At 69.0% G+C, this 13,244-nt stretch carries 11 protein-coding genes and 2 pseudogenes; 8 read left to right on the top strand and 5 right to left on the bottom strand.

The annotated features are described in order from the left end of the window. The 4 genes from AC2VOP_RS20055 to AC2VOP_RS20040 form a co-directional block, all read left to right on the top strand. A partial coding sequence (locus tag AC2VOP_RS20055) for an ABC transporter family substrate-binding protein (protein WP_486962595.1) occupies nucleotides 1-1,818 on the top strand: 1,818 nt, incomplete at its 5' end. A gap of 153 nt (nucleotides 1,819-1,971) precedes the next feature. Next, complete coding sequence (locus tag AC2VOP_RS20050) at nucleotides 1,972-2,862, top strand: hypothetical protein (protein WP_486962594.1); 891 nt, start codon at nucleotides 1,972-1,974, stop codon at nucleotides 2,860-2,862. Nucleotides 2,863-2,914: 52 nt separating this feature from the next. After that, a complete protein-coding gene (gene mshB / locus AC2VOP_RS20045; protein WP_486962593.1) occupies nucleotides 2,915-3,820 on the top strand; it encodes an N-acetyl-1-D-myo-inositol-2-amino-2-deoxy-alpha-D-glucopyranoside deacetylase in 906 nt (301 codons plus the stop codon). A gap of 39 nt (nucleotides 3,821-3,859) precedes the next feature. After that, a complete protein-coding gene (locus tag AC2VOP_RS20040; RefSeq protein ID WP_486962592.1) occupies nucleotides 3,860-4,342 on the top strand; it encodes a hypothetical protein in 483 nt (160 codons plus the stop codon). On the opposite strand, the gene AC2VOP_RS20035 is transcribed toward AC2VOP_RS20040, so the two are convergent. Next, a complete protein-coding gene (locus AC2VOP_RS20035; protein WP_486962591.1) occupies nucleotides 4,316-4,921 on the bottom strand; it encodes a hypothetical protein in 606 nt (201 codons plus the stop codon). The genes AC2VOP_RS20040 and AC2VOP_RS20035 overlap by 27 nt on opposite strands. A gap of 136 nt (nucleotides 4,922-5,057) precedes the next feature. Between AC2VOP_RS20035 and AC2VOP_RS20030 the strand changes: the two genes are divergently transcribed. Both AC2VOP_RS20030 and AC2VOP_RS20025 read left to right on the top strand, forming a co-directional pair. Next, a complete protein-coding gene (locus AC2VOP_RS20030) occupies nucleotides 5,058-7,646 on the top strand; it encodes a bifunctional FO biosynthesis protein CofGH (protein WP_486962590.1) in 2,589 nt (862 codons plus the stop codon). Then, entirely contained in the window at nucleotides 7,643-8,203 is a 561-nt protein-coding gene (locus AC2VOP_RS20025) for a YbhB/YbcL family Raf kinase inhibitor-like protein (RefSeq protein ID WP_486962589.1), read from the top strand. Before AC2VOP_RS20030 ends, AC2VOP_RS20025 begins: the two co-directional genes overlap by 4 nt. A gap of 85 nt (nucleotides 8,204-8,288) precedes the next feature. Here the strand turns inward: AC2VOP_RS20025 and AC2VOP_RS20020 are convergent. From AC2VOP_RS20020 to AC2VOP_RS20005, 4 genes and pseudogenes are all read right to left on the bottom strand, one after another. Then, a pseudogene (locus AC2VOP_RS20020) lies at nucleotides 8,289-10,318 on the bottom strand (2,4-dienoyl-CoA reductase FMN-binding domain-containing protein). Nucleotides 10,319-10,340: 22 nt separating this feature from the next. Beyond that, a pseudogene (locus AC2VOP_RS20015) lies at nucleotides 10,341-10,688 on the bottom strand (virulence activator alpha C-terminal domain-containing protein); the annotation flags it as partial. A 42-nt stretch (nucleotides 10,689-10,730) separates the two neighbouring features. Next, nucleotides 10,731-11,051: a type II toxin-antitoxin system PemK/MazF family toxin gene (locus AC2VOP_RS20010; protein WP_486962588.1), complete on the bottom strand. Its 321-nt coding sequence runs from the start codon at nucleotides 11,049-11,051 to the stop codon at nucleotides 10,731-10,733. Continuing rightward, nucleotides 11,048-11,362: a hypothetical protein gene (locus AC2VOP_RS20005; RefSeq protein WP_486962587.1), complete on the bottom strand. Its 315-nt coding sequence runs from the start codon at nucleotides 11,360-11,362 to the stop codon at nucleotides 11,048-11,050. Before AC2VOP_RS20005 ends, AC2VOP_RS20010 begins: the two co-directional genes overlap by 4 nt. A 129-nt stretch (nucleotides 11,363-11,491) precedes the next feature. Here AC2VOP_RS20005 and dapC point away from each other — a divergent pair, with 129 nt between their 5' ends. Both dapC and AC2VOP_RS19995 read left to right on the top strand, forming a co-directional pair. Beyond that, nucleotides 11,492-12,598 carry a succinyldiaminopimelate transaminase gene (gene dapC / locus AC2VOP_RS20000; RefSeq protein ID WP_486962596.1) on the top strand — a complete coding sequence of 369 codons (1,107 nt, stop codon included), beginning with the start codon at nucleotides 11,492-11,494 and terminating at the stop codon, nucleotides 12,596-12,598. Between the two features lie 53 nt (nucleotides 12,599-12,651). Then, nucleotides 12,652-13,244 (top strand): acyl-CoA dehydrogenase family protein (locus tag AC2VOP_RS19995; RefSeq protein WP_486962586.1); only part of this gene is annotated, 593 nt, incomplete at its 3' end.

The following is a 13,244-nucleotide window of genomic DNA, read 5'->3' as shown; positions in this document are numbered from 1 at the left end:
AACCCGCCGCCGGCGCCGCAGAGCACCCGCACCACCGAAAACGTCCCCCCGCCGCCGGTGCGGATCAGCCAAGTCATCATGGGTGTCGACTCGATCGGCGCCGGGTTCAACCCGCACCTGGTCTCGGATCTGTCGGCGGTGACCGCGGCGGTCAGTGCGCTGGTGCTGCCCAGTGCGTTTCGGCCGGTGCCGGATCCGGACACCGCGACCGGCTCACGCTGGGAGATGGACCCGACACTGCTGGTGTCGGCCGAGGTGACCGGCAACACGCCGTTCACCGTCACCTACAAAATCCGGCCCGAGGCGTCGTGGACCGACAACGCCCCGATCGCCGCGGACGACTTCTGGTATCTGTGGCAGCAGATGGTCACCCAGCCGGGCGTGGTCGACCCGGCGGGCTACGACCTGATCACCGGGGTGCATTCGGTCGAGGGCGGTAAGCAGGCCGTCGTCACGTTTTCCCAGCCCTACCCGGCGTGGCGAGAGCTGTTCAGCAACATCCTGCCGGCGCACATCGTCAAAGACGTACCGGGCGGGTTTCCGGCCGGGCTGGCCCGGACGCTGCCGGTGACCGGCGGGCAGTTCCGGGTGGAGAACATCGACCCGCAGCGCGACGCGATCCTGCTCGCCCGCAACGACCGGTACTGGGGCCCGCCGGCCAAACCGGACCTGATCTTGTTTCGCCGGGCCGGGCCACCCGCGGCGCTGGCCGATTCGATCCGCAACGGCGACACCCAACTGGCCCAAGTGCACGGTGGTTCGGCGGCGTTCGCACAGCTGTCGGCTATCCCGGCGGTGCGGACTAATCGGATCGACACCCCGCGGGTGATGGAGTTGGCGCTGCGGGCCAATCAACCCAAGCTGGCGGATGTACAGGTCCGCAAGGCGATCCTGGGGCTGCTCGACGTCGACCTGCTGGCCACTGTGGGCGCCGGCAGCGACAACACCGTCACGTTGGACCAGGCCCAGGTCCGTGCGCCCAGCGATCCCGGCTATGTGCCGACCGCACCGCCGGCGATGACGACCGCTGCCGCACTTGGGCTGCTGGAAATGTCGGGCTACCGGGTCGAGAAGAACGCACCGCCCTCGTCGCTGACCCCACCGTCCGGGGCAGCGGCTGCACCCGCGCATCCACGTCCCCCGGAAATCACCCGCGGTCGGATCAGCATCGACGGCGAGCAGCTTTCGCTGGTCATCGGCGTCGCGGCCAACGACCCGACCTCGGTGGCGGTGGCCAATACCGCCGCTGACCAGTTGCGCAACGTCGGGATCGCCGCGACCGTGCTAGCACTGGATCCGGTGCGGCTGTACCGAGAGGCGCTGATCAACAATCAGGTTGACGCCGTGGTCGGCTGGCAGCAGGCCGGCGGTGACCTGGCGACACTGCTCGCCTCCCGCTACGGCTGCCGGGCGTTGCGCGCGACGGCGGTGTCCACCCCGGATATGACGGCCACCGCGTCTGCGGCGGCTGAAGCGTCTTCGGCCGCACCGCCGCGCACACCGGCGCCCGGCCCGGCATCGACCACGCCGTCTGCCCCGTCGGATCCCGGGGCGCTGGTGCGGGCGCCGTCGAACATCACCGGCGTCTGCGATCACAGCATCCAGTCGAACATCGACGCGGCCATGGACGGCAGTAAGCCCATCAGCGAGGTGATCACGGCCGTGGAGCCGCGGCTGTGGAATATGGCGACGGTGTTGCCGATCTTGCAGGACACCACGATCGTCGCCGCCGGTCCCAGCGTGCGGAATGTCAGTCTCTCCGGGGCGGTGCCGGTCGGCATCGTCGGCAATGCCGGCACCTGGGTGAAGACTCCCTAGAACCGTTGCCGGTCGCCGCCGGGGTCGGTTGCACACGGGTGTTGCCGGCGTGTCAGGATCTGGCCCCGATATAACAGTCATGTCTGTTGCCACACAGTCGACTATGCGTTAATGTTAAGCACTTCAGGCTGACCATGAGGGGAAGGATGGGCGATGGAGCAGGTTACCCGCCGGTGCATCGCTGCGGGCGCGGCCCTTGCCGCCTGCGGTTTTGTTGTCGCGACCCCCGGGGTGAAGTCAGTCCTGCCCGACGTCCAAGTGCGTGACGCCGACCTGGTCGCAGACGTATCGGACCTGCACCACTCGCAGGTCAGCGCTTTCTACGATCTCGTTCAGCAAGAGCTGGGGGGAAACGCCGACCTCGATCTGGCCCACCACGACGTCGACCCGGGTGCAGCGATCTTCGGCGGCGACGGTGGCACTTTCAACACCATCGACATCCCGGCGCTCAACGCCGACGACACCACGCTCGACCAGAACGTGCTGGGTAGCCTGTTCGGTGCGGGCTCCGTGGCAGAGGCTCTGCGCGACGGCGCGATCAACGGCATTGTCCCGATTGACGCCGGCATCACGCCCGGTGGCGACTTCGGTTCCGACGCCCAGGGCGCAGATGCCGTCGGCGCCAGCGCGGCTGCGGCGGTAGCCAACGCTATAGCGGGTCTTCCGGCGGCCTACCAGGGTTTCACCGACGGCGTCGTTGCCGCGGAATTGGCCCTCAACAGCTACCTGGTCAGTGCTCAGGAGGCCGCGGTGAATCAGGCGTTCGGTGCGGGCAGCCCCACCAGTGACCTCGCCGACTTCATGTACAGCCTCAGCAACATGGCGCTGGCCGACAACGAGGACTCGCTGAACAGCCTGCTGGGCGCCAACTTCGACCCCGGTGCCATTCAGGCCAGCCTGCTCACCAACTTCGACCCCGAAGGCCTGAGTCAGGCCCAGTGGGCCACCGCGCTCGGGCTCACCCCGGACGACTTCACTGCCATCGTGCAGGCTGTCGGGACCAACGACTACTTGAGTCTGCTGAGCGGCCTCTTCCCGGGCTGATTGCACGTCCGAGCCGGGCGGGGCACGGATACCGCGACGGTAGAGTTCGACCATGCCGTATCAGGAGACACCCCGGCTGCTGTTCGTGCATGCTCACCCCGACGACGAGACACTGACCACCGGGGCCACCATCGCCCACTACGCCGCCCGCGGCGCGCGGGTGCAGGTGGTGACCTGCACGCTCGGCGAGGAGGGTGAGGTTATCGGCGACCGCTGGGCGCGGCTGGCCGTAGACCACGCCGACCAGCTCGGCGGCTATCGCATCGGCGAACTCACCGCCGCGCTGCACGCCCTGGGCGCCGGCGAGCCGTTCTTTCTCGGCGGCGCGGGCCGCTGGCGTGACTCGGGCATGGCGGGCACGCCGGCGCGGCCTCGGCAGCGGTTCGTCGACGCCGACGACAAGGAGACCGTCGGCGCTCTGGTGGCGATCATCCGTGAGCTGCGCCCGCATGTGGTGGTGACCTATGACCCGCTGGGTGGCTACGGGCACCCCGATCACGTGCACACCCACCTGGTCGCTACCGCGGCCGCTGCCGCCGCCAGAGGCACGGACTATCCCGGCCGGCCCTGGGCTACACCGAAGTTCTATTGGACGGTGATAGCGGCCAGCGCGGTCCAAGCCGGCCGGTGTGGCCTGGATTCGTCGGATCTGTTGCCGCAGTGGGTGCTGCCCGCCGACGACAGCGCGGCCGGGGGCTACCCCGACGAGTCGATCGACGCCGTCATCGACGCCGCGGAGATGTTGCCCGCCAAGGTAGCGGCTGCACGGGCGCACGCCACCCAGGTCACCGTCGGCCCCACCGGGCGGGCATTCGCGCTGTCGAACAATCTGGCGCTGCCGTTCCTGAGTAGTGAGCACTACATCCTGGCTACCGGTGCCGCGGGCCAACGCGACGAGCGGGGCTGGGAAACGGACCTGCTCGCGGGGCTCGACCTGACCACGGGCATCACCCGGTAGGCTTCCGGCCACGCACCGTCACATCCAGGGGTACCGACTTTGACCGCAACCGGGCCGGGTGTCGAGTCGCTCCCGGACACCACCACCGCTGGCGCCGCCGGCACCATTGCCGCCGGGCGCCCGGCGGTCCGTTTCGTGGTGATGTCGCTGCTGGCGGTCGACGGGGTGCTCTGCGCGGTGGCCACCGCACTGCTGTTGCCCGCCTACGTCGGATCGGCTCCGTTCCCGGTCAGCGCGTTGATCGGGGGTGTGGTCAACGCCGCCCTGGTCTGGGCCGGCCTGCACTGGACCGCGTCGCCACGGTTGGCCGCGCTGCCATTGTGGACCTGGCTGGTCACCGTGGCGGCAATGACGCTTGGCGGCCCCGGCGACGACCTCATTTTCGGTGGTCGGGGAGTGATGGCCTACGGCGTGCTGGTGATGATCGTGTTGGGCGCCACGCCGCCGGCGTGGCTGCTGTGGCGGCGCCGGCGGTCGGCGGCCGCACTGCAGGGATCAGGGGAGCAGGCTCGGCAGGCTTAGCAGGTCCGGCGCACCGAGATCGAACGGGCTAAGCAGGCCAGGCAGCCCGGACACATCGGCGAGTGAATCGGGCGGGGGCGGCGGCAGCAGGCTGTGCAGCCAGCTGGCCTGGGTGTCGACGAAATCGTGCCACGCGGTGGAGGTGGCGCTGCCGATATTGCTCAGCGCCTGGCTCAGGTCGACGGTTCCATCCAGCAGATAGGCGGTGTTGAACACCAGGCTCCGCACGACGGCCTCGTCGAGGTCGTAGAAGAAAGTGATCTGTGGGGCCAGCAGGCCGAGGAACGGCACCCAGCCGACGGCCCACGAGGCCAGGGTGGCGCCGTACTGCGTCCACGGTTCGACGGTGAGGTAGAAGCCGATGATGGCGTCGCCGATCGACGTGGGCTCGGCCGCCAGCGCCAGTGCGGCGGTGTCGGCGATCTCGGATGCTGCCGCCGTCAGCTGAGCCGCTGGATCGATCGTCGGGACGATGTGCGATGTCAGCGGCGGCGCCAGCACGGTGGCGGCGACGATGCCTACCGCGGCGGTTGCCGCCAGCAGTGACCGCCCGGAACCGGGCCCCGCCCCCTCGTACATGCGGATGAATCTACCTGGTGGATGGTGCGGGGGCGCCGTGGCTGTGGTTACTGTGTCCGGTATGGCCCGTCTGGCGCACGCGGGATTTTCGCGCAACGCCCGGTGGAATTCCGGTCGATCGCAAGTTATACCAACCGTGCCGCTGACCCCGAGGGAAGGGCAGACCGCCGCACCGGTACCCACACCGAGTGCGTCAGCGTTACGCCGCGTGCTTCGGCGTGCCCGCGACGGCGTCGTCCTCAACGCCGAAGAAGCCGCGGCCGCGATGACCGCCCGCGGTGACGACCTGGCCGATCTGTGCGCCAGCGCGGCACGGGTGCGCGACGCCGGATTGCAATCCGCCGGTCGGCGCGGGCCGAACGGCGCGCTTCCGGTCAGCTACTCGCGCAAGGTGTTCATCCCGGTCACCCACCTGTGCCGCGACAGCTGCCACTACTGCACGTTCGTCACGGTCCCGGGCGTGCTGCGGGCACAAGGCAAGGGTATGTACCTCGAACCCGACGAGATCGTTGACATCGCCCGCCGCGGTGCGGAACTGGGCTGCAAGGAGGCGCTGTTCACCCTCGGCGACCGGCCCGAGGCGCGCTGGCCCGAGGCGCGGCAGTGGCTCGACGAACGCGGCTACGACGCCACGCTGTCGTATGTGCGGGCGATGGCAATCCGGGTGCTCGAGGAGACCGGACTGCTGCCGCACCTGAACCCCGGCGTGATGAGCTGGTCGGAGATGTCGCGGCTCAAACCGGTGGCGCCGTCGATGGGCATGATGCTGGAGTCCACGTCTGCGCGACTGTTCGAGACCAAGGGCCTGGCGCACTACGGCAGCCCGGACAAAGATCCGGCGGTACGGCTGCGCACCCTCGCCGACGCGGGCAGGCTTTCCATCCCGTTCACCACCGGGCTGCTGGTCGGCATCGGCGAAACGCTGGAGGAACGCGCCGATACCGTGCACGCAATCCGCAAGGTACACAAGGAGTTCGGCCATATCCAGGAAGTGATCGTGCAGAACTTCCGGGCCAAGGAGAACACCGCGATGGCGTCGACACCCGACGCCGGCTTCGACGACTTCGTGGCCACCGTCGCTGTGGCGCGGCTGGTGCTGGGACCCAAGATGCGCATCCAGGCACCGCCCAACCTGGTCTCCGCCGACCAGTGTTTGGCGTTGATCGGCGCTGGGGTCGACGACTGGGGCGGGGTGTCGCCGCTGACCCCCGACCACGTCAACCCCGAGCGGCCCTGGCCGGCGCTGGACGACCTGGCGGCGATCACCGGGCGGGCTGGCTACGACCTGGTGGAGCGGCTGGCCGCGCAGCCGGACTATGTCCGTGCCGGTTCGGCCTGGATCGATCCGCGGGTGCAGCCACACGTCACGGCCCTGGCCGATCCCACCACCGGATGGGCCCGCGACGTCGCCCCGGTCGGGCTGGCGTGGCAGGAGCCCGACGACGTCGCCTCCACTGGCCGAGTGGACCTGCACACCGCCATCGACACCGACGGGCGGGCCACCGAGGCCCGCAGCGACGTGGAGTCCGCGTTCGGGGATTGGGAGTCGATCCGCGAGCGGGTGCACGAACTGGCCGGCCGCGCCCCCGAACGCATCGACACCGACGTGCTGGCCGCGCTGCGCTCGGCCGAACGCGACCCGGCCGGCTGCAGCGACGCCGAGTATCTGGCGCTGGCCCACGCCGACGGTCCGACGCTGGACGCGGTTGCCGCACTGGCCGATTCGCTGCGCCGCGATGCTGTCGGCGACGATGTCACGTTCGTGGTCAACCGCAACATCAACTTCACCAACATCTGTTATGTGGGGTGTCGGTTCTGCGCGTTCGCCCAACGCAAGGGCGACGCCGACGCCTACTCGCTGTCCGCCGAGGAGGTCGGCGACCGGGCCTGGGAGGCGCACGTCGCCGGCGCCACCGAGGTGTGCATGCAGGGCGGCATCGACCCGGAGTTGCCGGTGGGCGGCTACGCCGATCTGGTGCGCGCGGTCAAAGCGCGGGTGCCGTCGATGCACGTGCACGCCTTTTCCCCGATGGAGATCACCAACGGGGCCGCCAAGAGCGGATTAAGCATCCGGGAGTGGCTGACCAGCCTGCGCCAGGCCGGGCTGGACACCATCCCAGGCACCGCCGCGGAGATCCTCGACGACGAAGTGCGCTGGGTGCTCACCAAGGGCAAACTGCCCACGTCGATGTGGATCGAGGTGATCACCACCGCGCATGAAGTGGGGCTGCGGTCGAGCTCGACGATGATGTACGGGCATGTCGATTCCCCGCGGCACTGGGTGGGGCACCTCAACGTGCTGCGCGGCATCCAGGACCGCACCGGCGGTTTCACCGAATTCGTGCCGCTGCCGTTCGTGCACCAGAGCTCGCCACTGTATCTCTCCGGCGGCGCAAGGCCCGGGCCGAGTCACCGCGACAACCGCGCCGTGCACGCGCTGGCGCGGATCATGCTGCATGGGCGTATCGCCAACATCCAGACCAGCTGGGTCAAGCTGGGCGTGGAGCGCACCCAGGTGATGCTGCGCGGCGGCGCCAACGACCTGGGCGGCACCCTGATGGAGGAGACCATCTCCCGGATGGCCGGTTCCGAGCACGGGTCCGCCAAGACCATTGCCGAGCTGACCGCCGTCGCCGAGGGCATCGGCCGGCCGGCCCGGCAGCGCACCACCACCTACGCCCCGCTTCACCAGCGGCCGGTGAACAAGGTATACACACGCCCATGAGACTTGCATCGGCTCTGCTGGGGGTGGTGGTGTGCGCGACGGCCGGATGCGGCGGCAGTCATGTGCCGTCCGACAGCGCGCCCGCGTCGCCGTCGACGGCACGCTCTGGCAGTTTCGCCGTGGCCAGCCCGGCGTTCGCGGACGGCACGCAGATTCCGGCGGAGTACTCCTGCGACGGCCGTAACGTGCCGCCGCCGCTGCGCTGGCAGAACGTGCCGCAGGGTGTCGAGTCGCTGGCCATGGTGGTCGACGATCCCGACGCACCGGCCGGGCTCTATGTGCACTGGGTGGTCACCGGTATACCGCCGTCGACCACCGAGATCGTCGACGGCGCGCTGCCGTCTGCCGCGGTGGCCAGCCTGAACTCCGGCGGCAAGGCGGAATACCTCGGTCCGTGCCCACCGCCGGGCACCGGCGTGCACCACTATCGGTTCCAGCTGTATGCGCTGCGTGAGCCGTTGACGTTGGCAGCGACGACACCGGTGCCGGAGTCGACCACGACCATCGCCAACCTGTCGGTCGCGGTCACGGGCACGGTTGGCCTGTTCGGGCGCTGAGGCGCCCCTCTCCCGCGAGTGTGCGCGTTCCCGGTCCGACACGCGTGGGAGAGACCGTTTTTGCGCACGCTCGCTGCACAGGCCGCTACAGGCGGGCGGCCAGTTCGGTGCCCTGCCGGATCGCCCGCTCGGCGTCCAGTTCCACGGCCAGCGCGGCCCCGCCGATGATGTGCGGCTTCATACCACGGGCGCGCAACCCGTCCTCCAAGTCGCGCACCGGCTCCTGGCCGGCGCAGATCACCACGTTGTCCACCGCCAGCAGCTGACGGTGTGATCGCTGCGAGCCGAAGCTGATATGCAGCCCACCGTCATCGATGCGTTCGTAGTTAACCCCGGAAATCTGCTGCACACCTTTGGCTTTCACCGATGCACGGTGCACCCAGCCGGTCGTCTTGCCCAGTTTGCGGCCCTGCCTTCCCTCGGTGCGGGCCAGCAGGTACACCCGGCGTGCCGGTGTGCCTGGAACCGGCTGGGTCAGCGCGCCCCGTGCCTCCCACGGGTCGGCCGCGCCCCATTCGGCCTTCCACTCCTTGAGGTTCAGCGTCGGCGACACAGCGGTGGCCAGGAACTCGCTCACGTCGAAGCCGATGCCGCCGGCGCCCACCACGGCCACCACGCCGCCGACCGGCTGACCGGTGATCGCCTCGGCATACGTCATCACCATCGGATGATCGATACCGGGGATGTCCGGAATCCGGGGCCGCACACCGGTGGCCAGCACCACCTCGTCGAAATCGGCCAGCTCGTCGACGCGAGCCGGGCTGCCCAGTCGCACGGTCACTAGGTGTTTGGCCAACATCGCGGTGTAGTAGCGGATCGTTTCCGCATACTCCTCTTTGCCGGGAATCCGCTTGGCCAAGTCGAATTGGCCGCCGATATGCTCACTCGCCTCGAACAGGGCCCCTGATGGCCGCGCTGCGCCGCGGTGAGCGCAGCGGACAGTCCGGCAGGGCCGGCGCCCACCACGGCGATGCGCCGGGCTTGCCGCACCGGCCCGATGACCAGCCTGGTTTCCTGACCGGCGCGCGGGTTGACCAGACAGGACGCTTTTTTGTGCACGAACGCACGGTCCAGGCAGGCCTGGTTACACGAGATGCAGGTATTGATCTGGTCGGCGCGGTTCTGCATTGCCTTGCGCACCCAGTCCGGGTCGGCCAACATCGGCCGCGCCATGGAAATGAGCTGCACGGGAGTGTCGGTCAGGATCTGTTCGGCGGTCTGCGGCATGTTGATCCGGTTGGATGCCACCACCGGGATGTCGACGTGTGCGGCGACCGCGCTGCTGATGTCGACGAACGCGTGGTTGGGCACCGAGGTGACGATGGTCGGGATCCGTGCCTCGTGCCAGCCGAAGCCGGAGTTGATGATGGTGGCCCCGGCTTCCTCGACGGCGGTGGCCAGCGCGAGGACTTCGTCCCAGCTCTGCCCGTCGTCGACGTAGTCGGCCATCGACATCCGGTAACAGATGATGAAGTCGGGCCCGACGGCGGCCCGGGTGCGCGCCACGGTCTGCACGCAGAACTTTCGCCGGTTCGCCGGGTTGCCGCCCCAGGCGTCGGTGCGCCTGTTGGTCCGCGGCGCCAGGAACTGGTTGAGCAGGTAGCCTTCGCTGCCCATGATCTCCACGCCGTCGTAGCCGGCGTCGCGGGCCAGGCCTGCGGCGCGGACGAAGTCGTCGATGGTCTGCTCGATCGCACGTGGCGAGAGCGCTCGCGGCCGAAACGGGTTGATGGGTGCCTTGATTGACGATGCGCTGACCGAGAACGGGTGGTAGGCATAGCGTCCCGCGTGCAAGATCTGCAGCAGGATCTTGCCACCGGCTTCGTGTACGGCCTTGGTGATGCGCCGGTGGCGACGGGCGTCGGCGTCGGTGATCATCTGCGCGGCGAACGGCAGTAACCAACCGGCCCGGTTGGGGGCGTAGCCGCCGGTGACGATTAGCCCGACGCCGCCGCGGGCCCGCTCGGCGAAATACTCCGCCAGCCGGCCGATGTCGCTGGCCCGGTCTTCCAGCCCGGTGTGCATCGACCCCATCACCACCCGGTTGCGTAGCGAGGTGAACCCGAGATCGAGCGGGGACAACAGGTTCGGGTACGGGTTGGTCGCATTAGTCATCGGAGTCATCCCAGGGCCGTCTTCACCTCAGTGCCGCTTCAACTTCGTCAAGCCAGTCGATCGCGCTCTCCTCGGCCCGGATCCCGCCGCGGAGCACCAGGTGCTGGTGCAGTGTAGCCCCGGTCAGTGTGGCGGGATCGGGGAACTGTCGTTTCTCCAGGGCGCGATACACCTCCAGGCACCCGGCGTGTTGGGCGCGAAGCTCGGCGGCTTGGGCGCAAACCACCGCGGCATCGGCGTATCCGGCGACGCGAACTTTGACGGCCAGGTCTCGCAGCCGCCCATTCGCCAGCGAGCTGCCCCGACCGGTGAGCGGCTCGGCGATCCATCGAGCCAGCTCGGCTCGGCCGGCGTCGGACACGGTGCGAATAGGGGCCGATCTGACGCCGGCGCGCGGACCCGTGACCTCGTGTTAGCGAGGTAAGTCGAGTGCGGCGGCGAGTGCGTGGTTGATGGCGGTCATGGTGGATGGGGAGAGTGTGGCGACGACGCCGCGGATTTCGTCGTGGTAGAGCGGCAGGATGTCGTCGCAGACGACGCGGCCGGTGAGGGTTTCGTTGGTGAGTTCGACGATGCTGGGGATGGTGGGCTTGGCGCTGGTGGTGAGACGTGCGGCGAGTACGTCGTCGAGTCGGCGGTTGCGGCGGTTGTTGGAGACGATGACGAACAGTTTCGGTTCGCTGAGCCCGATGTCGGCGCGGACGACCTGGCCGCGGGCGAGCGGCCAGGTCACTGCTCGTTGGCCCACGGCGGGCGGCGGCGGCGGGCGAGGGCTTTGCGTTCGGCTGCGGGCTCACGATCGGCGGATATCTGTGCGTAACCGGCATCTTCGACCCGCTCCAGGACCGCTTGGACACCGGCTTCCCATATGGCGTGCAGGACGGCAGCATCGCTGCTGGTTTCGCTGAGAGACGTATCGGCCAATTCTGCGAGGACGGCGCGGTGGACCGGGGACCGGCGCAGCACCGCCAGATCGTGGAGGTCGCGTGGTGTCAGCGGCAGCGACTTGCGACGGGGGGTGGTGGATCGCCCGGTGGTTTCCATGCGGCATATTATGCCGCAAATTATTGCAGCATTCCAGGTGCGCCGGGCTGGCTTGCCCATGAACGTTTACCATCGGCAACCGATGCAAACCCCGTCCATAGCGCCCCCGTGACACCCGGGCACGGCAGAGTGTCGGCGTTGCTGCCGGCGTTTCCGTGGGACACCCTGGCCGGTGCGGCGGCGCTGGCCCGGTCCCATCCCGACGGCATCGTCGACTTGTCCGTCGGCACGCCGGTCGATCCCGTCGCACCCGTCATCCGCGACGCGCTGGGGGCCGCCGGCGAGGCACCGGGGTATCCGGCCACCGCCGGCACCCCGGCGCTGCGGGCCTCGGTGGTCGCCGCGCTGCACCGCCGCTACGGCATCACCGGGTTGGCCGAGGCCCCGGGCGCAGGAGTGTTGCCGGTGATCGGGACCAAGGAGTTCATCGCCTGGCTGCCGACGCTGCTCGGCCTGGGCGGCGACCAGCTGGTCGTGGTGCCGGAGCTGGCGTATCCGACTTACGAGGTCGGTGCGTGGTTGGCGGGCATGCAGACGTTGCGCGCCGACTCGCCGGCCGCACTGGGCCCGGCGACGCCGGCGCTGATGTACCTGAACTCGCCGAGTAATCCGACCGGCAGGGTGCTCAGCGCCGACGAACTGCGCGAGATCGTCGGCTGGGCGCGCGAACACGGTGTGCTGCTGGCCTCCGACGAGTGCTACCTGGGGCTGGGCTGGGACGCGCAACCGGTGTCGTTGCTGCATCCGTCGGTGTGCGACGGCGACCACACCGGACTGCTGGCGGTGCACTCACTGTCGAAGACCTCGTCACTGGCGGGGTACCGGGCGGGTTTCGTCGCCGGCGACGCAGCCGTGGTGGCCGAGCTGCTGGCGGTGCGCAGACACGCTGGGATGATGGTGCCGACGCCGGTGCAGGCCGCTATGGTCGCCGCACTGGACGACGACGCCCACGAACGTAAGCAGCGGGACCGCTACGGCCGCCGTCGCGCTGCGCTGCTGCCGGCGCTGCTGTCGGCCGGGTTCACCGTCGATGACTCCGAGGGCGGGCTATATCTGTGGGCCAGCCGCGGCGAGCCATGCCGGCAGACCGTCGATTGGCTGGCCCGGCGCGGAATCCTGGTGGCACCCGGCGAGTTCTACGGGCCCACCGGCGCCAAGCACGTGCGGGTGGCGCTGACCGCGACCGACCAGCGGATCGCCGCCGCCGCCGACCGGCTGACGGCCCCGGCCGATTGACCAGGTATTACATTTTCCTTTCATTCGACGAGAAACTGTAATACTGTGGCTCCATGAGTCCTCGCAGCGAATACGACATCGAGACGGTCGACCGGCTGCCGTTTGCCACCCCCGAGAAAGCCGAGCGCTACCGCACGGAGAACTATCCGGGCGCTGTCGGCCTCAACTGGTATTCCATCGATCCGACCCTGTGCCTGACGATGGCCTACTACCTGCGGCCCGATGAGTTGGCCTTCGCCGAACCGCATCTGAGGCGCATCGGCGAGCTGATGGGCGGGCCGGTCGAGCGGTGGGCGCAGGAGACCGACCGCAATCCGCCGCGGCTGGAACGCTACGACCGGTGGGGTCACGACGTCAGCCGGGTGGTCATGCCGACCTCGTTCACCGAGTCCAAGCGGGCGGTCCTGCAAGCCAAGCGGGCATTGCGCGACGACGCCGCACGCGCCGGGGTGAGCCCGTTTCTGATGCTATTCGCCGCCGATTATCTGCTCAATCAGGCCGACATCGGGATGGGCTGCGCGCTGGGCACCGGCGGTGGCATGGTGAAGGCGCTGGTCAAGGCGTACGCGCCGCCCGACGTGCGCGACCACGTGCTGGCCAAGTTCGCCTCGGGCGAGTGGGACGGCGAGACCGCCCAGCTGCTGAC

The organism is Mycobacterium sp. TH-M106 (genome assembly GCF_057473765.1).
This window is presented reverse-complemented; position numbering and strand designations above follow the sequence as displayed.

Excerpts from the sequence above, each read along its gene's own strand:
- AC2VOP_RS20050 (WP_486962594.1), top strand. The coding sequence starts at position 1,972 with ATGGAGCAGGTTACCCGCCGGTGCATCGCTGCGGGCGCGGCCCTTGCC.
- mshB (WP_486962593.1), top strand. The coding sequence starts at position 2,915 with ATGCCGTATCAGGAGACACCCCGGCTGCTGTTCGTGCATGCTCACCCC.
- AC2VOP_RS20035 (WP_486962591.1), bottom strand. The coding sequence starts at position 4,921 with ATGTACGAGGGGGCGGGGCCCGGTTCCGGGCGGTCACTGCTGGCGGCA.
- AC2VOP_RS20025 (WP_486962589.1), top strand. The coding sequence starts at position 7,643 with ATGAGACTTGCATCGGCTCTGCTGGGGGTGGTGGTGTGCGCGACGGCC.
- AC2VOP_RS20005 (WP_486962587.1), bottom strand. The coding sequence starts at position 11,362 with ATGGAAACCACCGGGCGATCCACCACCCCCCGTCGCAAGTCGCTGCCG.